Genomic DNA, 22,446 nt, shown 5'->3' with positions numbered 1-22,446 from the left:
GATCAGGCAGCCGGCGCGGAAAAGCCGCCATCGGCAAACAGGCGGCGCAGGATGGCGGCGAGCTTGGCGCCGCCTTGCGGAGCCACGTCCTTGGTTTCTTGGTGAGAGAGTTCGGCTTGTGTCAGCCCGGCGGCGAGGTTGGTGATGACGGAACAGGCCGCGACCTGCAGGCCGAGGAAGCGCGCCAGGATGACCTCGGGCACCGTCGACATACCGACGGCATCCGCGCCCAGCGTGCGCGCCATGCGTATTTCGGCGGGCGTTTCAAAGGACGGGCCGGAGAACCACATATAGGTGCCGTGATGCAGTTCGACCTCAACGGCCTCGGCCGCAAGCCGCAGCCTTTCGCACATGTCCCGGTCGTAAGCGGCGGTGAGGCCGACGAAGCGGCGGTCGGTCGGCTCGCCGATCAGCGGGTTGAGGCCGGAAAAGTTGATGTGGTCGCTGATCAGCATCACCGAGCCCGGCGGCATGTCCGGGTGAAGCGAGCCGGCGGCGTTGGTGAGAAACAGATGCGTGATGCCGAGTGCAGCCAGCGTTTCGAGAGCAGGGCGCATCGCCGCCGCGTCGCCCTGTTCGTAGTAGTGAGCGCGGCCGGCGAGAAACAGAATGGGCTGTCCGGCAAAATGCCCGGCGACAACCGCGCCGGCATGGCCGCTCACGCCGCTTTGGGGAAAGCCTTCCAACTCAGAATAAGGGATGCGAACGGCCTGTTCGACCTCGTCGACGAGCCCGCCCAGGCCTGAGCCGAGCACCACGGCGACCGTCGGTGTCAAGCCGTTCAACCGGCGGCGGAGATGCTCGGCCGCACCGGTCATTTCAGCAGATCGGCGCGAAAACCGAGCGGCAGGATGTCGCCCATTGTGACTGTCTTCGTGACGCCGTTCTGGTCGCAAAGATGCAGCTTGGTGTCGGGTCGCGTGAACTCGGCAAGGCGCTGGCGGCAGCCGCCGCAGGGTGTGATCTCGTCCATGCGCTCGGCTACCACCGCGATCTCGTCGATGGCACCGCCGCCGGCCATATGCCAATGGCCGAGCATCGTGGTTTCGGCGCACCAACCCTCAGGATAGGACGCGACTTCCATATTCGCGCCGGCAAAGATCTGGCCATCCGCCGTGCGCAGGGCCGCGCCCACCGGGAATTTGGAGTAGGGCACATAGGCCTTGGTCATCACCGCGCGAGCTGCGTCGAACAAGTCACTTGCGGCTGACATCTAGCGCTCCTTCACATAGGGCACGCCGCCGGCGCGGGGCGGAATGGCCTTGCCGATGAAGCCGGCAAGCAAAATGACGGTGAGGATGTAAGGCAGAGCCTGCATCAACTGCACGGGCACGCGGCCGATGATCGGCAGCGGCGCGCCTTGCAGGCGGATCGAAAGCGCATCGAGGAAGCCGAAGAGAAGGCAGGCGAACATCGCCGGCACCGGCCGCCATTTCGCAAAGATCAGCGCGGCCAGCGCGATGTAACCGCGGCCCGCCGTCATGTCCTTGACGAAGCCGGCATTCATCGCGAGCGCGAGATAGGCGCCCGCCGCACCCGACAGGATGCCGGTGCAGATCACCGCGCGATAGCGCAGCCACGGTACGGAAATGCCGGCCGTATCCACCGCTGCCGGGTTTTCACCGACGGCGCGCAGCCGCAATCCGAAGCGCGTGCGGTACAGCACCCACCAAGTGAAAGGCACGGAAAGGAAGGCGAGATAAACAAGGATCGAGTGGCCGGACAGAAGCTCGGAATACAGCTGGCCGAGGATCGGCACGTCGCGCATGGCGGCTGTGCCTGGCAGTTCGATGGCGTTGAAACGCGCGTCGGCGGCGACCGAGGGCGTGCGGCCGCCTTGCGCGAACCAGGCTTGTCCCAAGATGATGGTAGAGCCGGCGGCGATGAAGTTGATGGCGACGCCCGACACGATCTGGTTGCCGCGATGGGTGATGGACGCACAGCCGTGCACGAGCGCCAGCCCGACCGCGACCACGATCGCCATGCCGAGGCCGGCCCATGCCGAACCGGTAACGAAGGCCGCAGCCCCGGCGGCAAACGCACCGGCCAGCATCTTGCCTTCCAGCCCAATGTCGAAAATGCCGGCGCGCTCGGAATAAAGACCGGCAAGACAGGCGAGCAGCAGCGGGATCGACAAGCGGATCGTCGAATCGAGGACCGTGACGAGGGTGGCGAAGAACTCGGTCACACGCGGCCCTCCCTTGCGGCGGTGACCCGCTTGCCCGCGCCGAGGCTGGCGAAGAAGGTCTGGATCGCCGGCCGGAACATGTGTTCGAGCGCGCCCGCAAACAGGATCACCAGACCCTGGATCACCACGATCATGTCGCGGCTGATCGCGGGCATTTCGAAGGCGATTTCCGCGCCGCCCTGATACAGCATGCCGAACAGGATCGCAGCCGGTACGATGCCGACCGGATGCGAGCGGCCCATCAGCGCTACCGCAATGCCGACGAAGCCGGCACCCGTCACGAAGTCGAGCTGCAGCCGGTTCTGCGCGCCCATCACGGGATTCAGCGCCATCATGCCGGCCAGCGCGCCGGAGATCATCATGGTGATGATGATGATCCGGGCTTCACCGATCCCAGCGTAACGCGCGGCTTTCGGCGAATGGCCCTGCGTGCGGATCTCATAGCCAAGCTTGGTGCGCCAGATCAGCACCCACACGCCAAAGGCGGCAAGGAGCGCCAGAAGAAAGGAGATGTTGAAGGGTGCGGAGCGGATGCGCGCGCCGAACAGCTCGATGATCCAGTTGAGCTTCGGCAACTGCGCGCCCTCGGCAAAGGCCCGGGTTTGCGGCGCCATCTGGCCGAGCGGCTTCAACACGTCCACCAGCAAATAGACCATCAAACTGGCGGCGATGAAGTTGAACATGATCGTGGTGATCACGATGTGCGAGCCGCGCTTGGCTTGCAGATAGGCCGGGATCAGCGCCCACAACGCCCCGGCCAGCCCCGCGCCGATTACCGCCAGCGGGAAGTTGACCCACCACGGAAACACGCCATCCAGGTTCAGCGCAACCAGCACCACGCCCAAGCCGCCGACATAGGCCTGGCCTTCGCCACCGATGTTGAACAGCCCGCCATGAAAAGCGACTGCCACGGCCAGACCGGTGAAGATGAAGCTCGTGGCATAAAACAGCGTATAAGCAATATTCTGCCCCCGCCCAAACGCGCCTTCCACCATGATCGCCGCGGCCCGCAATGGGCTTTCGCCAACAAGCAGCACCACGAGCCCGGCAACGGCAAAGGCGACGATGAGGTTGATGAGGGGGATCAGCCCATAATCGACCCATCGCGGGAGTTTGGCGTAAGGGACGCTCATGCGGCAGCCTCCGCAGGGCGCTTGTAGTGCGCTAGCCGCTCGGACAACGTGCCCGTGTGCAGTTCGAACATGTGGTTGTCCATGTCGTAGAAATACAAGGAACGTCCTTCGCCTTCCACGCGTGGGCGCGGCGGGCGGATGTCGAGGCCGAGCTGTTTCACGCGCTGCGCGTAGAGGTCGAAGTCGGCGTCGTCGATCTTGAAGGCAATGTGATTATAGGTGCGGGTCGGCAGCGGCTCGCCTTCCATGATCGCGATCCAGAGATCGCCGATCAGGAAGAACTTTTCGCGCGAGACAGAGAATGTGTCGTCGCCGCTGGCATAGATTTCGCGCGCGTCCAGGACCTCTGTTAGGATGGTTGTCATTCGCTCGAGATCGCGGGCGATGAAGGTCATATGCGACAGGCCTTGGATCACTCCGCCGCCTCCCGCCGCTCCACGCCCGCCATCAACAACCCCAACTCCCCTTCGCCCGCCTCACCATCGCGCTCGCCAACGATGCGGCCGTCGAACATCACGAGGATGCGGTCGGACAGGGAGCGAATTTCGTCGAGTTCGACGGATATAAGCAGCACGGCCTTGCCGGCGTCACGCATGGCGATGAGGCGTTTGTGGATGAATTCGATGGCGCCGACATCGACGCCGCGGGTCGGCTGGCCGACGATGAGGACGCCGGGGTCTTTTTCGATCTCGCGGGCAAGCACGATCTTTTGCTGGTTGCCGCCGGAAAAATTCGCCGTTTTCAGGTGCGGATTTGCCGGTCGGATGTCGTAATTCCGGATTTTTTCCTCCGCATCGGCCCGAATTGCGGAGCGATTCAGGAAGAAACCGGTGAGATATTGCTTGTGATCGTGATAGCCGAGGATGGCATTTTCCTGTTCCTCATAGGCCAGCACGAGGCCGACATGGTGGCGGTCTTCCGGCACATGGGCGAGGCCGCGGTCACGTAAGTTCCCGGGATCGGCGGTGCCGGTGACGTCGATCGGCTCGCCATCGAGGAGGACCGTGCCGGAGAGGGCCTTGCGCAAACCGGCGATGGTTCCGATCAGCTCGGACTGGCCATTGCCGGCGACGCCCGCAATGCCGACAATCTCGCCGGCGCGGACTTCGAAGGAGACGTCCTTCACCATCTCGACCTTACGCGCGTCGCGAACGGTCAGGTTCTTCACCGACAGCTTCACCGCGCCGGGATTGGCTGGACCCTTCTCGACGCGTAGGAGGACGCGGCGGCCGACCATGAGTTCGGCCAGTTCCTCGACTGTGGTTTCCGAGGTCTTGCGCGTGGCCACCATCGTGCCCTGGCGCATCACCGAGACATTGTCGGTAATCGCCATGATCTCTCTGAGCTTGTGGGTGATCAGGATGACGGTTTTGCCCTCTTCTTTCAGCCGGGCGAGGATTCGGAAGAGGTGGTCTGCTTCGGCGGGGGTCAGCACACCGGTGGGTTCGTCGAGGATCAGAATGTCGGCGCCGCGATACAGCGCCTTGAGGATTTCGACGCGCTGTTGGAGGCCGACGGCGAGGTCTTCGACTACGGCGTCCGGGTTGACCTCGAGCCCGTATTCGCGCTCCAGCCGCTTCAACTCGGCGCGCGCCTTGGCGATGCTGGTGTTCAGAAGCGCATTGCCTTCTGTGCCGAGGATGATGTTTTCCAGCACAGTGAAATTGTCGACCAGCATGAAGTGCTGGTGCACCATGCCGATGCCGGAAGCGATCGCATCGTTGGGCGTCTTGATCGAGGCCTTAGTGCCGTTGACGAGGATGTCGCCGCGGTCGGCCTGGTAGAAGCCGTACAGGATCGACATCAGGGTCGACTTGCCCGCGCCGTTCTCGCCGATGATGCCGTGGATAGTGCCGCGGGGAACTTCGAGATGGATGTCGCGATTGGCGTGGACGGGTCCGAAGCTCTTGTTGATGCCGATGAGCTGGATCGCGGCGTTCGCCATGCGTGGTTCCCGATTTCCGGATGGTTCTTGTTGTTATCAGGAATGGCCGCCGGCGGCGACCGTTCCATCAGGCCCCGCCGGACGGGCTCGACGGTTCCACTCTCGACAAATGCGGAGCGGATTGTCAATTTCCCTCCCATGACAATTCAAAGCTTCCGCTTCCACACCGCCCCATCCGTGATCTTCGAACCCGGCAGCGCCACACGGCTGGGCGAAATCGCCGCGCCGCGGCTCGGCAAGAGGATCCTCTTCGTGACCGATCCCGGCCTGCGCAAGCTCGGCCTGTGCGATCCGGCTTTGGCGTCGCTGGAAGAGGCAGGCGTGGCGGTCACGATCTTCGGCCAGGTGGAGGCCGATCCTTCGCGCAAAACGCTGGAAGCAGCCGTTGCCGCCGGGCAGGACGCGCATGTGAGCGGCGTCATCGGCTTTGGCGGCGGATCTTCGCTGGATGTGGCCAAGCTCGCGGCCTTGTTGCTGGGTTCCAACGAAGATCTCGATCAGGCATGGGGCGTGGGGCAGGCGAAGGGGCCGCGCTTGCCGCTGATCCTCGTGCCGACCACGGCGGGAACGGGGTCGGAGGTGACGCCGGTCTCGATCATCACGGTGGGCGAGGAGGAAAAGCGCGGCGTGTCGTCGCCGCTGATCCAACCGGACGTCGCCCTGCTCGATCCCGATCTGACGCTCGGCCTGCCACCGGCGATCACGGCGGCGACGGGCATCGACGCCATGGTGCATGCGATCGAGGCCTATGCCTCCACTAGCGCAAACAACAACCCGCTTTCCAAGACGCTCGCGAGAGAGGCGTTGCGGTTGCTCGGCGCCAATATCGAGCGAGCGGTGACGAACGGGTCGGACACCGCTGCGCGCTCGGCCATGCTGCTCGGCTCCATGCTGGCCGGCCAGGCCTTTGCCAACTCGCCCGTGGCTGCCGTGCATGCGCTGGCCTATCCGATCGGCGGCACGTTCCATGTGCCGCATGGGCTGTCAAACGCGCTGGTTCTGCCACACGTGCTGCGCTTCAACGCGCCGGATGCCGCGCATCTCTATGCCGAGATCGCCGGCGATGCGTTTCCGGAACTGGTCGATGAACCAAGCACGCAAGGCAGTACGGCCGGCTTCATCGAGGCGCTGTCCGCGTTGTCAAAGCGGCTTGGCTTGCCGCAACGCTTGCGCGATGTCGGCATCACGGAAGCCGATCTGCCGAAGCTCGCAAGCGACGCGATGAAGCAGGGGCGGCTGCTCGTCAACAATCCGCGGCTGGTCACCGAAAGCGATGCGCTGGCGATCTACAAGGCGGCGTTCTGATGGCGGAAGGCAGTGCACGCGGGGCCTACAAGACCTTCCGCGCCATTCCCACCCGCTGGATGGACAACGACATTTACGGCCACATGAACAATGTCGTGCATTATTCGCTGTTCGACACGGCGGTGAATGGCTGGCTGATCGAGCAGAGCGTGCTCGATCTCAATAGCGGCGACCAGATCGGCCTCGTTGTGGAAACCGGTTGCCGCTACTTCCGCGAGATCGCCTTTCCCGATGTGGTGCATGCGGGATTGCGGGTCGCCAAGCTCGGCACATCCTCCGTGCGCTATGAGGTCGGCCTGTTCCGCAATGACGAGCCCACCGCTGCGGCGGAAGGCTTCTTCGTGCATGTCTATGTCGACCGGGAAACGCGGCGGCCAAAGCCGCTGAACAACCGGCTGCGCACCACTTTGGAGACGATCGCCCCATGACCGCGAGTGACCAGGAGCGCATCGTCGATCTCGAACGGATCGCCGCCGAGCAGGATCACGTCATTCAGGAACTGTCCGGCGAGCTAGCCGAGCAATGGAAGGTGATCGAAGGCCTGCGTAAGAAGCTCGACCTGCTGACCGACCGTTTCCTCGACCTGGAAGAACAGACTGCGCCTGAGATCGCTGTGACCAAGCCGCCACACTGGTGAATCTGAACATCTGTTCAGGAACCAGCGAGCGAGTCCGTCGTTAAACCGTCACATAGGTTAGGTTCGCAAGGCGGCTCCCATGATCGAAGATTGCAGACTGATCGATACGACACTGGCTCCTTCGGTTGATGCGCGGGTGCGTAACGCGCGCTTGGCAGCTGCCGCCGAACCGCTGGAGTTTTCCGCCGGTCAAGTCATTGCATTTTCTCGGAATGCACCCGTTTCTTCGCTCGACTGGGCCGACATCGATCAAGCCGACGCTGTAATCGTCGACACGCAATGGCGTCGTCGCACAGCCGGGTTGAAGAAGCTCGGCCAGAAAAGCAGCCGCAGCCTGCGCGTCATGTGGCCGGCCAATGATCGTGGGCGCGGTCCGGTCGCCGAGATGAAGAGCACGCTGCCGCTTCATATTCTGACCGGTGCGGTCGTTGCCTTCGGCACAGGTCTCGTCATGGCCGGCGTTGGCAGTCTAGTGACGCATCCGGAATTGTTGCCGACCGTAACCGCTTGGTTTGGCTGAACGAGGCTTTTCGGATCGTACCGATCCGACGGCACATATCCATCAGGAAAAACGCCGCCGGATCGGGTGATCCGGCGGCGTTTTGTTTTGGCTTTGATCGGACGATCAGTAAGGGCAGGCGTTGTCCGACATGTAGTCGTGAACCTGAATTGCGCCGGATACGATGTCGGCCTTGGCCTTCTCGACCGCAGCCTTCATCTCTTCGGTGACGAGCTTCTCGTTGTTCTCGTCCATGGCGTAATCCACGCCACCTTCCTTGATGCCGAGATTGTTGATGCCCGGCTTGAAGGTGCCGTTCTTGGCGTCGTTGAAGGCGTTGTAAACGGCAACGTCGACGCGCTTGACCATGGAGGTCAGGATCTTGCCGGGCTGCAGCATGTTCTGGTTGGAATCGACGCCGATGCCGAGCTTGCCGGCATCCGCTACCGCCTGCAGCACGCCGATGCCGGTGCCGCCGGCCGCATGATAGATCACGTCGGCGCCCTGACCGATCTGCGACTTGGCGATTTCGCCTCCCTTGGTCGGATCGTTCCAGGCAGCCGGCGTGTCGCCGGTATAGTTCTGGATCACTTCAGTGGCGCCCGCAGCCTTGGCGCCGCCCACGAAGCCGCAATCGAATTTGCGGATCAGCGGAATGTCCATGCCGCCGACGAAGCCGACCTTCTTGGACTGGGACGCCTGCGCGGCCATGATGCCGACGAGGTAGGAGCCTTCCTGTTCCTTGTAGACGATCGACTGCACGTTTGGTGCGTCCACCACGGAATCGATGATGGCGAAATTGACCTCCGGGAACTCGGGCGCGATAGCCTCGAGGGTTGAGGTCCAGGCAAAGCCGATCGCCATGATCGGGTTGCGGCCATCTTCGGCGAAGCGGCGCACAGCCTGCTCGCGCTGCGCTTCGTTGGAGATCTCGAACTCGACATAGTTGATGCCGGTTTCGCCCTTGAACTTCTCGGCGCCATGATAGGACGCTTCGTTGAAGGACTTGTCGAACTTGCCGCCGAGATCAAACATCAGCGCCGGCGCAATCTCTTCCTGCGCAAGCGCAGGAACGCTCAGCGCGGTTGCGGTCAGCAGGCCTAGAAGGAAAGATTTCATCGTGTCCGCACCCCTGTCGGTTTTGCTTGGATGACTGCCACGAGCTTGCGCCAGACAGCGCTGAGGCTCGCGGCAGATAACAGGGTCATGCCCCGCTTGGGGGCCAATGTTGCACGCGAAAGGGCGAATTTCACGTGCAATTTTGCCGCTCTACCGGGATGGTGAGCAGAAGGTTCTATTCGGCAGCTTGCGCCATGCCGACGCATTCGACGCCTGTGCCACGCAAAGCGCAATAACCGCCAGGGTTCTTGGCGAGATATTGCTGGTGCTCTTCTTCGGCGAAATAGAACACCGGCGCCGGCTCGATCTCCGTGGTGATCTCGCCGAAGCGCGAAGCGGCCAAGCCCTGCTGATAGGCGGTACGCGAGGCGATCGCGGCCTGAAGCTGCGCATCGGTGGTGGCATAGATCACCGAGCGATAGGTGGTGCCGACATCGTTGCCCTGGCGCATGCCTTGCGTCGGATCGTGATTTTCCCAGAAGATCTTGAGCAGTTCGGGGAAGGTGATTTTGGTGGGATCATACACCACCCGCACCACCTCAGCCTGGCCGGTCAAGCCGGTGCAGGTTTCGCGATAGGTCGGGTTGGGCGTGATGCCGCCGGCATAACCGACTGAGGTCAGATAAACGCCGGGCGTTTGCCAGAACAAGCGCTCGGCGCCCCAGAAGCAGCCCATGCCAAAGTAAACGGTTTCCAGCCCTTCTGGCAGCTCGCCCTTGAGCGGGATATGCGAGACGTAATGGTCATGCGCGGTGGGAATGGGCTGTTCGCGGCCGGGCAGCGCATTGGCCGCCGTCGGCATCGTGGTCTTTTTGTTCAGGAGATCGCTTATGGAAAACATGGATATGCCTTTCCTCGGGTGATGCAGCCGCGAGCGGCTGGGTCATGGGTGATAAGTCTGTTTCAATCTGAGCCTTAGGCGCACAACGCGTCAGGCCGTTCCTGCGATCCGTCCCGGCCGCGGCTTTGGCTTGCGGCCGAGCGCGTAAAACAGAAGCGCGACCACGCCGAAGACGAGAAAGCCGGGAAGGCCAAGCACGGGTACGAACGCCCAGTCCCAGGCTGGCGCGCCGAGATGCGTCTTGACCCAGCTTTCCGCCGCTTCTGCGCCTGCCGGTGCCGTTCGCAGCCAGCTCGTCATGAGCGGTGTGACCTGCAACGCCGAGGCTGCGATGGTGCGCGCCGCATCGCCAACCGCCAGGATCACAGCCAGCGCGAGCGCCAAGGCCGAAAGCAGGCGAAAAACGAAGCGGACGGCGCGCAAACAAAGCTCCGATGGTGGGTTGCTGGTGTTGCCTAGAAATAAGCATGGCGGCCGCGTCGCGCAATGTCGGCCTGCTTCAAGTTGTCATTGCAGGCGCCCGGCCAAGAAGGCTGCACAGAACGCATCGAACACCCTTGGCATTCGCCGGTTAATCGACTAGGAAGCGCGCGTCCTCGGATGTTGCGCCTCGCGCCGACCGTTCGAAGACCGTGGAGAGGTGGCCGAGTGGTTGAAGGCGCACGCCTGGAAAGTGTGTATACGGGAAACCGTATCGGGGGTTCGAATCCCCCTCTCTCCGCCAGCATTTCTGGCAGGTGCTGTTTGGCACGCACGGCTTTTTTGAAGCAGTCCTTTTCAAATTTCTAAGAACACATAACCGGTCTGGCCTGCCCATCGAGGCGAGGCTCCTTTGCTCGTCTTGAAAGAAAATCATGCGTTCAACAAAGACGTTTACCACCCATATCCTGATCGCGATCATCACGCTTGCTTTGCTGCTGGTGATCCCCTTCCTGTTCCGCTCGCAGGAAATGCGCGAATTCTACATCAGCGAAGGCGGGCCGGTGCAAATCTTCTCGGCGGCCGGTTATGTCGTCGTGATCGTGCTTTTGATGCGCGAGATGACTTGGGCTGAACTGTCCGACAATTGGCCGCTGGTGGTCGTGCCGCTCGCAATGTGCCTGCGCGAAATGGATTTCCACGCCCATTTCACCACCTACAGCATCACCAAGACCACGCTCTACGTGTCGCCGGAGGTGCCAATCGTCGAAAAACTGTTCGGCGTCGTCGTATTCGTTCTGCTCGGCATTACCGCCGTCGTGCTGGTGAAGAAGCATTTGCGGCTCTTCCTCGCAGGCCTGCGCCAACTGAGCCCCATTGCGATCGCGGTTGCGTTGGGCGCTTTTTGCGCCGTGTTCTCTAAGGTGCTGGATGGCTTTTCGTCCAACCTGCAGGTGATCGGCATCTATGTGCAGCCGACCTATCTGTCGGTGGTGGCCGAAGAAGTTCTGGAACTGGGCATTCCCATGTTCTTTGCGATCGCTGCCTTTGCCGCTTTCCCGGCACGCGGATCGCTGCGCCAGCTGTAAGGCGCGGAGTTGCCAGCGGACGGCATTCGACGCTAAGCCATTCGAAGCATGATTATTCCTGATCCCTCAGCCAATCGCGGCGGGATCGGATGGCTTCGAGGGTGACACGGATGGCGACCGGGCAGCGGCTCCAGAACAAGCGCATCCTGCTGATCATTGGTGGCGGTATCGCCGCCTACAAGGCGCTCGACCTGATCCGCCGTTTGCGCGAGCGCGGCGCGACGGTGCGGGCGGTGATGACGTCCGCAGCACAGCACTTCGTGACGCCGCTGGCAGTCGGTGCGCTGACGGCCGATCACGTCTTCGCCGACCTGTTCGACCGCCAGGATGAGCAGGATGTCGGCCATATCCGGCTGGCGCGCGATTGTGATCTGATCGCGGTCGTGCCGGCGACGGCTGATTTGATGGCGAAGCTCGCCCACGGCCACGCCAATGATCTCGCTTCCGCCGTGCTTCTGGCCACAACCAAGCCCGTTCTGATGGCGCCGGCGATGAATCCGGCGATGTGGAGCCACCCCGCTACCCGTCGTAACCGGGCGACCCTGGCTGGCGACGGCGTCTACTTCATCGGCCCCAACAAGGGAGAGATGGCGGAAAAGAACGAGGCAGGCGAGGGGCGCATGGCCGAGCCGTTGGAGATCGCCGCTGCCGTCGAAAACCTGCTGGACGGCGGTCCGAAGCCGCTCACCGGCCGACGCATCATCGTGACCTCTGGCCCCACGCATGAGCCGATCGACCCGGTGCGCTATATCGCGAATCGCTCCTCCGGCAAGCAGGGTCACGCGATCGCTGCGGCCCTGGCCCGGCTGGGCGCCCACGTGCAGCTTGTTTCCGGGCCCGTGACCATCCCCGATCCTGTCGGCGTTCGCACCACGCATGTCGAAACGGCGCGGCAGATGCAAAGCGCGGTGGAAGCGCTGCTGCCGGCGGATGCCGCGGTGATGGTGGCGGCTGTGGCGGACTGGCGGACGGACACGGAATCCGACCAGAAGATCAAGAAGGGTGCCGGCGGGCCGCCGACGCTGGCCATGGTGGAAAACCCGGACATCTTGGCCGGCATCGGCAAGCATGCGCGCCGCCCTTTCCTGGTGGTCGGCTTTGCGGCCGAAACGCAGGACGTCAGCCAGAACGCTATCGCCAAGCTCGATCGCAAGGGTGCCGACTTCATTGTCGCCAACGACGTGTCGGTAGCAAGCGGCATCAATGCCGGCGGCGTCATGGGCGGGGCGCGCAACCGCGTGAAGATCGTCAGCCGCTCGGGCGTCGAGGAATGGCCGGAGATGGACAAAGCGCAAGTCGCCGAGCGTCTGGCCGAGCTGATCGCGCGCAGGCTGGAAACCCTCACCGTTTAGGGCAGTACCGCCTTCCCGCATGAAAAAAGCCGGACGCGTGAGCATCCGGCTTTTGGCCTTGGGAGGCGTGTTCGTGTTTAAGCAGCGGGCTGCTTGGTCTTTCTGAGGTAAGGCAGCACGCGCTCGAAACCGCCGAACTTTTCGTTGGCTTCATCGTCCGAAACGGCGGCGGTGATGATGACATCGTCGCCATTCTTCCAGTTGGCGGGCGTCGCTACCTTGTGCTTGGCCGTGAGCTGAATGGAATCCAACGCGCGAAGAATCTCGTCGAAGTTGCGGCCGGTGGTCATTGGGTAGGTCAGGATCAGCTTGATCTTCTTGTCAGGGCCGATGACGTAAACCGAGCGCACCGTCGCATTGTCTGCGGGCGTGCGGCCTTCCGAGGATGAGCCGGCATCCGACGGCAGCATGTCATAGAGCTTGGCGACTTCGAGGTTCTTGTCGCCGATCAGCGGGTATTCCACCGAGAAGCCGGTGGCCGTCTTGATGTCTTCCTTCCATTTGCCGTGGCTTTCGACAGGATCCACGGAAATGCCGATGATCTTGACGTTGCGTTCGGCGAACTTGTCCTGAAGACCGGCCATCGTTCCGAGTTCGGTGGTGCAGACCGGCGTGAAATTCTTCGGATGCGAGAACAGGATGCCCCAGCCGTCACCGATCCAGTCATGAAAGTGGATCGTGCCCTGCGTGGTTTCAGCAGTGAAATCCGGGGCGGTGTCGTTGATGCGAAGGCTCATCGGGCTCTCCTTGGCAATTGGCGTGGCGGACAGGTTAGCGCCTGATCATAGGGCGAGCAGCGGAAAGGGCGAGGCAGAATGCTGCGTGACAGGGCTCTGCTAGGTAGAACTTCCCTGTTTTTAGGGGCGCTCGAAGAAAATCATTCCAACTGCGCCATGCGAGGTTTCGTCCTCTTGCCTCCCGGTAAGAGGCGCGGCAACTCTACGCGCGTAGGTATCGCTGGAGTGGACGATGTCGGGAAATGTGGAACGGTCTGTTTTCGGCACGTTGAGCACTGGCCTTACGGTCGAGTGCGTTTCGCTGAGCTGGCCGGGCGGATTGGAAGTGCGCATCATCACGCTGGGTGCTGCGGTCCAGGCCTTGTTCGTGCCGGATGCGGCGGGCGAACGCGCCGATGTCGTGCTCGGCCATGACGATCCCGAAGACTACATGGCCGACCGCCAGTTCTTTGGCGCAACCATCGGCCGCTTCTCCAACCGCATCGCAGGCGCTCGCTTCCAGCTTGAAGGGGAAGAGGTGCAACTCCTGGCCAACGAAGGCGCGAATGTGCTCCACGGCGGGCAGGAAGGTTTCGATCACAAGCTTTGGAAGATCGAGGCGTTGGGTGCGGCCCCGGAGCCGTTCGTGCGTCTCAGCCTGATCAGCCCGGACGGCGACCAAGGCTTTCCCGGCACGTTCACGGCATCCGTGACCTACCGCCTCCCGGCGCCAACCGAGCTGTCGATGACGTTCGAGGCCACCACGGATCGTCCAACCGTGGTCGGGATGACCCATCACGGCTATTTCAATCTCGGCGGCGTCGAGCATCCGCACAGCGTGCTCGATCATCATCTTCATATCCCCGCCGAGCGGTACCTGGCGGTCAAGGCGGGCCTTATTCCCGATGGCGAACCCTGCTCGGTTGACGGCACGCCGTTCGATTTCCGCCAGTCGAAGCCGATCGGCCGCGATTTGCGTCATGTGGACGAGCAGGTGCTGATCGCGCATGGCATCGACCACTGCTTCTGTTTGTCAGACCAGCCAAGCGAAGAACCGCGCTTGATCGCACGGCTGGAAGATCCGCATAGCGGCCGCGTGCTGGAGCTTCTGTCGGATCAGCCCGGGCTGCAGTTCTATACCGGCAACATGCTGGATGGCAGCTGGGCCGGCAAATACGGGCAGATCGCGCGCCAGGGCGATGCGCTTTGCCTGGAGCCGCAGGCATGGCCTGACGCGCCGAACCGGCCGGACTTTCCGAGCGCTCGGCTTGATCCCGGCAAAGCCTATAGGCACCGCTCGATCTACCGCTTTTCCGCTGAAACAACCGGCGCGCGCTGAACGCGTGGCGCATAATGCCGCAAGGACAGGTGCGGCTGTCAGCGCATCATGCCGCGTGCTAAGATCAGGCTGATGATCGAAGGCAGCAGCAAACGGCGAAACGGCACAGCGCTTGTTCTGGCGTTGGTTCTGTCATGCGCGGTGTTGCTGCAGTTCACGCTCGGCGCCTTTGCGGCCGGTGCTATGGCGTCCGGGCCGCAGCGGGACATCTTCGGCAATCTGCTTTGCTTGAGCGAAGGCGGGCATCACAACCGCACTGCCGATCATGGCACCGTGCCAGCTTGCTGCGGCGTCGGCTGTTTGTCCTCACCCATTGCCTCGGCGCCACCGCCGCAACAGGGCTGGACGCTTCCGGTCAGGATCGCGTCCAGACTCGACCATGGCTTCGCCAAAGCGCCCGGTTTGCGGGTGAGTGCCGGGCACGCGCATCAACCCCGTGGCCCTCCGATCCTGGCCTGAGACAAACCGCTTCTCAGACCAATCATCGCCAACCGGCGCTTAAATCGGATTCCCAAACATGCATCTCTTTTCATCCTCGCCGCTGCGCGCGGCAGGCCTCGGCTTGGCCCTTCTTCTGGCCGCCAGCCCCTTCGCTTCCGCCCACGAATACAAGGCCGGTCCGCTCGACATCGGCCATCCCTGGTCGCGAGCAACGCCTCCTGGTGCCAAGGTGGCGGCCGGCTATCTCTCGATCAAGAACACCGGTGACACGGCCGATCGCCTCGTTTCGGTGTCGTCCGCCATTTCAGAGAAGGGCGAGATTCACCAGATGTCGGTGAGTTCCAGCACCGGCGTCATGACCATGCGCCCGGTGGAAGGCGGGGTGGAAATTCCCGCAGGCGAAACGGTGACGCTGGAGCCCGGCAACTATCATCTGATGTTTGTCGGCCTCAAGCAGCCGGCCAAGCAGGGCGAGCGCTTCAAGGGCACGCTGACCTTCGAAAAGGCCGGCTCGGTCGAGGTCGATTATGCCGTGGAAGCCATCGGCGGAACGCCCGGCGGCAAGCCGCCGGCCGCCGGCGCCATGGATCATGGCAGCATGGACCATGGTTCAATGGATCATGGTTCAATGGACGGGATGGACCACGGAGCGATGGAAGACGGCGCCGCCGACCAGAGCGGCCACGCCAAGTAGCGATTGCTACTCCGCGACGACCCCGGGCAGGGCGCCGGGGTCCAGCACCGCAAGCGCGCCGGGCAAGCTGGACGGTCCGTTGCGGGACGGCAGGAAAGCGTCGATCAGCTGAGCCACCTGTCCATCGCGCTGCTTGGAACTGTCGGCACCCATCACCACTACGACCAGGCGGCGGCCGCCGCGTGTGACCGATGTCGCGACATTGTAGCCGGACGCACGGATATAGCCGGTCTTGATGCCGTCCACGCCCTCGACGCCGCCGACGAGGCGGTTGTGCCCGCGAACGGTCTTGCCGCGGAACGAGAATTCGGTGACCGAGAAATAGCTGTAATATTGCGGGAACTGGCGGCGCAGCATGATGGCCAGCGTCGCCATGTCCTTCGGCGTCGTTACCTGCAAGGGATCGGGCAGGCCGGATGCGTTCTGGAAGCGCGTGTCGCGCATGCCGATGGAACGCGCTTTGTCCGTCATCATCAGTGCGAACTGCTGTTCCGAGCCGCCGCCGAGGAACTCGCCGATGGCGGTGGCGACATCGTTGGCCGAGCGTGTCACCAGCGCCTTGATGGCCGAGTCCACGTCGATGCCTTCGCCGGGCTTGAAGCCGATCTTCGTTGGCGGGCGCGCAGCGGCGTACGGGGAAACGGGGATGATCGTGGTCTTGTTGATGCGCCCGCTCTGCATCTGCTCGAACAGCATATAGAGCGTCATCATCTTGGTCATGGACGCCGGAAAACGCTGGCTGCCGTCTTCATAGCCGTAAAGCTTGCGCCCGCTGGTGGCATCCACGACGATCGCCGCATAGCGCTCGGATGGCAACGGCGGCACGGCTGCGGCGTTCGGGGTGATCGCGGATGTGGTGCCGCCGCCCGTGGTGCTGCAGGCGCCGAGCGCCAAAGCAAGCGGCAACACAAGGGCGGACAGGAAGAAGCGGCGAGTGGCTGAGTGCGGCAAGGGGGTCCTCCGGCGCGGATGCGCCAGGCTTTGGGAAGGAAGGCTGCGGCTATTTTTCCGCTTCGTGCCATGCCAGGCTTGCGCAGACAATGCGTTACCGGCTGTTGCCAAAGGATGAATGGCGCTGAAGCGCGGCCGCGGCAACAAACCTTCTCTTCGTTGTCTACTTTAGAACAGTTCTAAACTATTGATCCGATTGGACTTTTTGTCGCTGGCCGTTGACAGACAGGGTTCCCGCTGCAAAGATTAAACCCAATCGCGTCATCCCGGCGCGCCTTTGATGTCTGGGCCTTGAACCCGGTTGATTGGAGGACTGATGTTTTTGAATGCCGCGCTTCTGCGTGCGGAAGGCCAGGCAGTGCGCTCCGGTGGAGGCGCGCGCTGATGCTGTCACGCCTTGCCGATCTCAACGGGCATAACGATCCCTATTTCGACCGCGCGCCGGAAAAGCTGGTGCTCGAAGGCTATCGCCGCATGATCGCCGGTTTCGAAACTGGCTCGATCGCGCCGTGGGAGCTGAGCTGGTCCTTGTATGAAGCGCTGCTTGGCGAAGTCGAAGCGCCGCGCGCGATCACCGACATGACACGCTTCGTGCGGGCTTTGCGCAAATGCGCATCCTGTCCCTTACGCGCATTTCCGTTCGGCGCTCATCATGTGTCGCGCGAGGAATGCCTGGCGCTCGGCCTCGTTGCCGGCCTGCAGCATGACGACAAGGACACGGCATCGCTTTGCGCCGGCGCCATGAGCTGCCCGCTGCGCTGCGGCGAATTGGCCCGCGCGGCCGCACCGCTCGCCGAAACGCTGGCGCGGCTCGATCACACGCTTTTGCCGATCCCGCGCCGCGCGATCGAAGACATCATTGCGCGGTCCAAGCGACCTGCGACTGTTCACTGAGGGGGAAGATATGACGCCGAAAACGGCCAGGCTGGCAGCCATCGCAGCGACAACCGTGCTGACGGCAGCGGTCTTTCTTCTCCCGGCCAATGCGGCGACGGATGAGAAGGCGGTTTTGACGACCTATACGAATATCGCGCATGCCGTTTACGAAGACTCACTGACCACCGCCAAGACGCTGGACGACAAGATCCATGCCTTCCTCGACAAGCCGTCCGATGCCACGCTGGACGCAGCCAAGCAAGCTTGGCTTGCCGCCCGCGCGCCCTACCAGCAGTCGGAAGCGTTCCGCTTCGGCAACCCGATCGTGGATGATTGGGAAGGCCGTGTGAATGCCTGGCCGCTGGACGAGGGCCTGATCGACTATGTCGATGCCAATTACGGCACTGAGTCTGACGAAAACTCGCTTTATACCGCCAATGTCATCGCCAACCCCTCGATCAAGATCAACGGCGAAACGGTGGATGCCTCCAAGCTGACGCCGGAATTCCTGTCCGGCACGCTGCAGGAAGCCGGCGACATCGAGGCCAATGTGGCCACCGGCTATCATGCCATCGAGTTCCTGCTGTGGGGGCAGGACCTGCATGGCACGGAGGCCGGTTCGGGCGAGCGCCCTTATACCGACTACGACAAGGCCAACTGCACCCACGGCAATTGCGAGCGCCGCGCCGAATACCTCGCTTCCGCAGCCGACCTCCTGGTGACCGATCTCGAGGAGATGGTGGCGAAATGGGCCGATGAGGGCGAAGCGCGCAAGGCCGTGCTTGATGCCGATCCGAAAGCTGGTCTCTCCGTCATCCTCACCGGCCTCGGTTCCCTGTCTTATGGCGAACTGGCCGGCGAGCGCATGAAGCTCGGCCTCATGCTGCATGATCCGGAAGAAGAGCACGACTGCTTTTCCGACAACACCACCAACTCGCATCTGAACGACGCGCTCGGCATCCAGAATGTCTATCTCGGCCGCTACAAGCGCCTGGATGGCAAGACGGTGGAAGGCTCCTCGCTGTCGTCGCTGGTGGCCGCTGCCGATCCTGCGGTCGATACCGAACTCAAGGCCAAGCTCGACACGACCAACGCCAAGATGAAGGCGATGGCCGATCGTGCCAAGGGAGGCGAGGCCTATGACCAGCAGATCGGCGAAGGCAACGCGGAGGGCAATGCCACCGTGCAGGCTGCGATCGATGCGCTGGTGGATCAAACCAAGTCGCTGGAACGCGCCGTTGCGGCGCTGAAGCTCGATGCCATCGCCTTTGAGGGCTCCGACAGCCTGGATGCCCCCGATAAGGTGTTTCAGTAAGCGCCTATGAGGCGTGCGTAAGTTACCGTTTGCGGTTCAATGCTCCCGAACCGCAAGCGGCGTACCGAGGGTGGCGCGTTCCGCGACGCGCCACGTCAGGGAATGGTGACGTGACATGCTTGTTTGCCATTGCAACATCATAACCGAGAAGGAGATCGAGACGGCGATCACCGAGCTTCTGGACATTGACGCCTGGCAGCTCATCGTCCCTGCGAAAGTTTACCACAGGCTCGCCAAGCGTGGCCGCTGTTGCGGCTGCTTCCCAAATGTGGTGGAAACGATCATTCGGGTTACCGAAAATTACCACGCGCGCACTGCAGGCGACGCGGGTGATGTCGTTTCACATCTGGATCGCGTGCGCGGATTGCGCGATCAATTCGGGAGCAATCGCAATGAAGGGCGAACCACAAGTCATCGAGCGGCTTAATGAGGCACTGTTCCTCGAGCTCGGCGCGGTCAACCAATACTGGTTGCATTACCGCCTTCTCGATGATTGGGGCTTCAAGAAGCTCGCCAAGAAGGAGCGTGCGGAGAGCATCGAAGAGATGCAGCACGCCGACAAGATCATCGAACGTATCATCTTCCTGGAAGGTCATCCCAACCTCCAGAAGGTCGGTCCGCTGCGCATCGGCCAGAACGTCAAGGAAGTGCTGGAAGCCGATCTCGCCGGCGAATACGACGCCCGCACCTCCTACAAGCGCTCGCGCGAAATCTGCTCGGAACTGGGCGATTACGTCACGAAGCAGCTGTTCGACGATCTGCTCAAGGACGAGGAAGGCCATATCGACTTCCTCGAAACCCAGCTCGACCTGTTCAACCGGATCGGCGAAGAGCGCTACGGCCTGCTCAACGCGGCTCCGGCCGACGAGTCCGAGTAACAAGCGACATCGAGGCGGCGCTGAAACGCGCTGCCTCGGGTTTCGCGCGGCCGCGATCAGCGCGGCCTTGCCAGCCATGGTGGGTTGAACGCCATCATGCGGCGATCGATTTTTCTTGTTCTTGCCGCCACGATGATGGCTGCCACGTCGGGTCTTGCCGGCTCTGCCGAGACGATCCCTGCGGTTCGGGATGACCTTACGCCCAAGGACCTTAAGCGCGTCCAGGCCGTCACCAAGCCTGCGACCGACTTCTCCAAGCCGGAAGACTTCGAGACGATGCAGGGCGGCGCCGGCACCTCCAAGAAGCTGCCGAACCAGGATGCGTTCTCGCAGCCCGCGGCCAACATCACCTTCGAGGAACAAGGCACCTTCAAGCTCGGCAACGGCATGTTCCGCAAGGTCTGGGTCACCGCGCCATCCTCGACGCAGGCGTCGGATGGTCTCGGTCCACTGTTTAATGCGCGTGCTTGCCAGAGCTGTCATCTGAAGGACGGCCGCGGCCATCCGCCGGAAGGTGCGGCCGACTCGACCTCCATGTTCCTGCGGCTCGCACGCGACGCCTCGACGGAGGAAGAGCGCAAGTCGCTTGCCGATGGAGTGCTGCTCAACCTTCCCGACCCGATCTACGGCACGCAGCTGCAGGATCTCGCTGTTCCTGGCCTCGATGCCGAGGGGAAGATGCGGATCACTTACGAGGAGGTGCCGGTCACGCTGGAAGGCGGGGAAACCGTTTCCCTGCGCAAGCCCACCTATGCGATCGACAATCTCGCTTATGGCCCGCTGCATCCCGACACCACGCTCTCGCCGCGGGTTACGCCGCAGATGATCGGGCTGGGACTGGTGGAGGACATTCATCCGGCCGACCTGTTGGCCCATGCCGATCCCGACGACGCCGATGGGGACGGCATTTCCGGCAAGGCGCAGATCCTGCGCGATCCGCTTTCGGGCGAAACGCGTGTCGGCCGCTTCGGCTGGAAGGCGCAAGAGGTCTTCATTCGCCGCCAGTCGGCGGACGCCTTTGCCGGTGATATCGGCATTTCGTCGCCCGACGCGCCGCGCCCCTTCGGCGATTGCACGGAGTCTCAGACCAAATGCCGCGCGCTGCCGAATGGCATTCAGGAGCGTCTCGGCAAGGATGAAGCGCCGGATCCGATCATGGATCTCGTCACCTTTTATTCGCAGAACCTGGCCGTGCCGGCCCGCCGCGATGTCGGCGACGCCCAGGTGCTGCGCGGCAAGCAGGTCTTCTACGACACCGGCTGCGCGTCCTGTCATATGCCAAAATTCGTCACCCGCCGCGATGCCCCGAACAAGGCGCACCGCTTCCAGCTGATCTGGCCCTATTCGGATTTCCTGCTGCACGACATGGGCGACGGCTTAGCCGACGGGCAGAGGGTCGGTGCTGCCACCGGCACGGAATGGCGTACGCCGCCGCTTTGGGGCATCGGCCTGACGAAGACGGTTGTCGGCCACACCTTCTTTCTGCACGATGGCCGCGCCCGCAACCTGACCGAAGCCATTTTGTGGCATGGCGGCGAAGCGCAAACCGCGCGGGACAGTTATGCCGGCCTGCCCAAGGAGGATCGCGATGCGCTGGTGCGCTTCCTGGAATCGCTGTAAGCCCTTGCGCACGAGCCTGATTACGCTGTTCGCGATCTTGATCTTCGCGATGCCGGCGCGCGCTGCAATCGACGAAGCCAAGGCACGCAGCATCATTACCGCCGCCATCAGCGACTTCGTCCGGCCTGTTTATGCCGATTTCGCCCAGTCGACGCAGGTGCTAGCCGAGGGACTGAAGGCGCTTTGTGCTACGCCCTCCCAGGCAACGCTCGATGTCGCGCGCAAGCGCTTCACCGGCACAGTTGCAGCGTGGTCTCAGGCGGAAATCATTCGCTTCGGCCCGATCACCGCCGAAAACCGGCAGGACCGCATCCTGTTCTGGCCGGATCGACGGGGCATCGGTTTGAAGCAGGTGCAGGCGATCCTTTCGAGCAAGGATGAAACAGCGACCGATCCAGCCACCCTGGCCGGCAAAAGCGTAGCGTCGCAAGGTCTCGGCGCATTGGAATTCGTACTGTTCGGTACGGATGCTGAAACGCTGGCCTCCCCTGATGGCGCCTTCCGTTGCCGCTATGCCGCGGCGATTGCCGCCAACCTCGATGGCATGGCCGATGATCTGAGTGCCGCCTGGCAGGACACGGACGACATTTCCTGGCTCTGGTCGCGTTTTGGCTCCCAAAACGACCGCTACCGCAATGCCGAGGAAGCGCTGGGCGAATTGGTGGATGTCGTCGTGCACGGCCTTGAACAGGTGCGCGATGTGCGGCTGAACGGCTTTCTCGGCGCCAAGCCCGACGGCGACAAGCCAAAATCTGCGATCTATTGGCGCTCCGGTCAGACAGTGTCGTCTCTGTCCGGCAACCTCGCTGCCATGCACAAGCTCATGCAGGCGTCAGGCGTCGGCGCGCTTGTTTCGGGCGAAGGCGAGTGGATACCCGACGCCATCGACTATGAATTCGCCAATGCCGAAGCAGTCACCGCACCGGAGCGCGATGAGCCGATCGACCAGCTGCTGGGCGACCCCGCCCACCGCGCGAGCCTCGAATTCCTGCGCATCGCCACCAGCAGCCTGTCCGGCCTTGTCGGCCAGCGGCTGACGGGCGACATCGGCCTGACGGTCGGCTTTTCCTCGCTGGACGGAGACTGAGG

Annotated in this window: 26 protein-coding genes and 1 tRNA gene; 16 read left to right on the top strand and 11 right to left on the bottom strand. The window is 62.7% G+C overall.

Going from position 1 to position 22,446, the window contains the following annotated elements; translation table 11 throughout:
* Positions 1-2: 2 nt before the first annotated feature.
* The 6 genes from IE166_RS11765 to IE166_RS11740 are packed head-to-tail and all read right to left on the bottom strand — an operon-like array spanning position 3 to position 5,266.
* Complete coding sequence (locus IE166_RS11765) at positions 3-818, bottom strand: purine-nucleoside phosphorylase (RefSeq protein WP_189504050.1); 816 nt, start codon at positions 816-818, stop codon at positions 3-5.
* Complete coding sequence (gene cdd, locus IE166_RS11760) at positions 815-1,213, bottom strand: cytidine deaminase (RefSeq protein WP_189504048.1); 399 nt, start codon at positions 1,211-1,213, stop codon at positions 815-817. The genes IE166_RS11765 and cdd overlap by 4 nt, the downstream gene beginning before the upstream one ends.
* The gene (locus tag IE166_RS11755) at positions 1,214-2,188 is read right to left on the bottom strand and encodes an ABC transporter permease (protein WP_189504046.1); all 975 of its coding nucleotides are present in this window, start codon (positions 2,186-2,188) and stop codon (positions 1,214-1,216) included. It lies immediately after the preceding gene.
* Positions 2,185-3,321, bottom strand: coding sequence for an ABC transporter permease (locus tag IE166_RS11750; protein WP_189504044.1), 1,137 nt, complete (start codon positions 3,319-3,321; stop codon positions 2,185-2,187). Before IE166_RS11750 ends, IE166_RS11755 begins: the two co-directional genes overlap by 4 nt.
* On the bottom strand, positions 3,318-3,737 hold the full coding sequence (gene fosX, locus IE166_RS11745; protein ID WP_189504042.1) for a FosX/FosE/FosI family fosfomycin resistance hydrolase: 420 nt from the start codon (positions 3,735-3,737) through the stop codon (positions 3,318-3,320). The genes IE166_RS11750 and fosX overlap by 4 nt, the downstream gene beginning before the upstream one ends.
* On the bottom strand, positions 3,734-5,266 hold the full coding sequence (locus IE166_RS11740; RefSeq protein ID WP_189504040.1) for an ABC transporter ATP-binding protein: 1,533 nt from the start codon (positions 5,264-5,266) through the stop codon (positions 3,734-3,736). Before IE166_RS11740 ends, fosX begins: the two co-directional genes overlap by 4 nt.
* Before the next feature lie 144 nt (positions 5,267-5,410).
* Between IE166_RS11740 and IE166_RS11735 the strand changes: the two genes are divergently transcribed.
* From IE166_RS11735 to IE166_RS11720, 4 genes are all read left to right on the top strand, one after another.
* Positions 5,411-6,571 carry an iron-containing alcohol dehydrogenase gene (locus IE166_RS11735; protein WP_189505885.1) on the top strand — a complete coding sequence of 387 codons (1,161 nt, stop codon included), beginning with the start codon at positions 5,411-5,413 and terminating at the stop codon, positions 6,569-6,571.
* Positions 6,571-6,999 (top strand): acyl-CoA thioesterase, encoded by a 429-nt coding sequence (locus IE166_RS11730; protein WP_210312964.1) that lies wholly within the window; start codon positions 6,571-6,573, stop codon positions 6,997-6,999. The genes IE166_RS11735 and IE166_RS11730 overlap by 1 nt, the downstream gene beginning before the upstream one ends.
* Positions 6,996-7,208 carry a SlyX family protein gene (locus IE166_RS11725; RefSeq protein WP_189504039.1) on the top strand — a complete coding sequence of 71 codons (213 nt, stop codon included), beginning with the start codon at positions 6,996-6,998 and terminating at the stop codon, positions 7,206-7,208. Before IE166_RS11730 ends, IE166_RS11725 begins: the two co-directional genes overlap by 4 nt.
* A 79-nt stretch (positions 7,209-7,287) precedes the next feature.
* The gene (locus tag IE166_RS11720; protein ID WP_189504037.1) at positions 7,288-7,728 is read left to right on the top strand and encodes a hypothetical protein; all 441 of its coding nucleotides are present in this window, start codon (positions 7,288-7,290) and stop codon (positions 7,726-7,728) included.
* A 105-nt stretch (positions 7,729-7,833) separates the two neighbouring features.
* Here IE166_RS11720 and IE166_RS11715 read toward each other — a convergent pair whose 3' ends face one another.
* From IE166_RS11715 to IE166_RS11705, 3 genes are all read right to left on the bottom strand, one after another.
* Positions 7,834-8,826 carry a BMP family lipoprotein gene (locus IE166_RS11715; protein WP_189504035.1) on the bottom strand — a complete coding sequence of 331 codons (993 nt, stop codon included), beginning with the start codon at positions 8,824-8,826 and terminating at the stop codon, positions 7,834-7,836.
* Positions 8,827-9,001: 175 nt separating this feature from the next.
* Positions 9,002-9,667 (bottom strand): peptide-methionine (S)-S-oxide reductase MsrA, encoded by a 666-nt coding sequence (gene msrA, locus IE166_RS11710; protein ID WP_189504034.1) that lies wholly within the window; start codon positions 9,665-9,667, stop codon positions 9,002-9,004.
* 90 nt (positions 9,668-9,757) lie between these two features.
* Positions 9,758-10,090 (bottom strand): hypothetical protein, encoded by a 333-nt coding sequence (locus IE166_RS11705; RefSeq protein WP_189504032.1) that lies wholly within the window; start codon positions 10,088-10,090, stop codon positions 9,758-9,760.
* Between the two features lie 211 nt (positions 10,091-10,301).
* Between IE166_RS11705 and IE166_RS11700 the strand changes: the two genes are divergently transcribed.
* From IE166_RS11700 to coaBC, 3 genes are all read left to right on the top strand, one after another.
* Positions 10,302-10,391: transfer RNA gene (locus IE166_RS11700), tRNA-Ser, on the top strand.
* Between the two features lie 130 nt (positions 10,392-10,521).
* A complete protein-coding gene (locus tag IE166_RS11695; RefSeq protein WP_189504030.1) occupies positions 10,522-11,175 on the top strand; it encodes a hypothetical protein in 654 nt (217 codons plus the stop codon).
* A gap of 110 nt (positions 11,176-11,285) precedes the next feature.
* The gene (coaBC, locus tag IE166_RS11690) at positions 11,286-12,527 is read left to right on the top strand and encodes a bifunctional phosphopantothenoylcysteine decarboxylase/phosphopantothenate--cysteine ligase CoaBC (RefSeq protein ID WP_189504028.1); all 1,242 of its coding nucleotides are present in this window, start codon (positions 11,286-11,288) and stop codon (positions 12,525-12,527) included.
* A gap of 77 nt (positions 12,528-12,604) precedes the next feature.
* Here coaBC and IE166_RS11685 read toward each other — a convergent pair whose 3' ends face one another.
* Entirely contained in the window at positions 12,605-13,264 is a 660-nt protein-coding gene (locus IE166_RS11685) for a peroxiredoxin (protein WP_189504027.1), read from the bottom strand.
* Between the two features lie 232 nt (positions 13,265-13,496).
* On the opposite strand from IE166_RS11685, the gene IE166_RS11680 reads away from it, so the two are divergent.
* The 3 genes from IE166_RS11680 to IE166_RS11670 are packed head-to-tail and all read left to right on the top strand — an operon-like array spanning position 13,497 to position 15,717.
* On the top strand, positions 13,497-14,582 hold the full coding sequence (locus tag IE166_RS11680) for an aldose epimerase family protein (protein ID WP_189504025.1): 1,086 nt from the start codon (positions 13,497-13,499) through the stop codon (positions 14,580-14,582).
* 48 nt (positions 14,583-14,630) lie between these two features.
* Positions 14,631-15,041 (top strand): hypothetical protein, encoded by a 411-nt coding sequence (locus tag IE166_RS11675; protein ID WP_189504024.1) that lies wholly within the window; start codon positions 14,631-14,633, stop codon positions 15,039-15,041.
* Between the two features lie 58 nt (positions 15,042-15,099).
* Positions 15,100-15,717, top strand: coding sequence for a copper chaperone PCu(A)C (locus tag IE166_RS11670; protein WP_189504022.1), 618 nt, complete (start codon positions 15,100-15,102; stop codon positions 15,715-15,717).
* A gap of 6 nt (positions 15,718-15,723) precedes the next feature.
* Here IE166_RS11670 and IE166_RS11665 read toward each other — a convergent pair whose 3' ends face one another.
* Positions 15,724-16,668 carry a D-alanyl-D-alanine carboxypeptidase family protein gene (locus IE166_RS11665; RefSeq protein ID WP_244641451.1) on the bottom strand — a complete coding sequence of 315 codons (945 nt, stop codon included), beginning with the start codon at positions 16,666-16,668 and terminating at the stop codon, positions 15,724-15,726.
* A 384-nt stretch (positions 16,669-17,052) separates the two neighbouring features.
* Between IE166_RS11665 and IE166_RS11660 the strand changes: the two genes are divergently transcribed.
* The 6 genes from IE166_RS11660 (at position 17,053) to IE166_RS11635 (ending at position 22,444) form a co-directional block, all read left to right on the top strand.
* Positions 17,053-17,562 (top strand): hypothetical protein, encoded by a 510-nt coding sequence (locus IE166_RS11660; protein WP_189504020.1) that lies wholly within the window; start codon positions 17,053-17,055, stop codon positions 17,560-17,562.
* 10 nt (positions 17,563-17,572) lie between these two features.
* Positions 17,573-18,859, top strand: coding sequence for an imelysin family protein (locus IE166_RS11655; protein ID WP_189504018.1), 1,287 nt, complete (start codon positions 17,573-17,575; stop codon positions 18,857-18,859).
* Between the two features lie 115 nt (positions 18,860-18,974).
* The gene (locus IE166_RS11650) at positions 18,975-19,286 is read left to right on the top strand and encodes a (2Fe-2S)-binding protein (RefSeq protein WP_189504016.1); all 312 of its coding nucleotides are present in this window, start codon (positions 18,975-18,977) and stop codon (positions 19,284-19,286) included.
* Entirely contained in the window at positions 19,252-19,737 is a 486-nt protein-coding gene (gene bfr / locus IE166_RS11645) for a bacterioferritin (protein ID WP_189504014.1), read from the top strand. The genes IE166_RS11650 and bfr overlap by 35 nt, the downstream gene beginning before the upstream one ends.
* Before the next feature lie 96 nt (positions 19,738-19,833).
* Positions 19,834-21,357: a di-heme oxidoreductase family protein gene (locus IE166_RS11640; RefSeq protein WP_385965865.1), complete on the top strand. Its 1,524-nt coding sequence runs from the start codon at positions 19,834-19,836 to the stop codon at positions 21,355-21,357.
* Positions 21,326-22,444 (top strand): imelysin family protein, encoded by a 1,119-nt coding sequence (locus IE166_RS11635; protein ID WP_189504012.1) that lies wholly within the window; start codon positions 21,326-21,328, stop codon positions 22,442-22,444. The genes IE166_RS11640 and IE166_RS11635 overlap by 32 nt, the downstream gene beginning before the upstream one ends.
* Positions 22,445-22,446 lie beyond the last annotated feature (2 nt).

This window comes from Tianweitania populi (genome assembly GCF_014652875.1).
Lineage (GTDB): Bacteria > Pseudomonadota > Alphaproteobacteria > Rhizobiales > Rhizobiaceae > Tianweitania > Tianweitania populi.
This window is presented reverse-complemented; position numbering and strand designations above follow the sequence as displayed.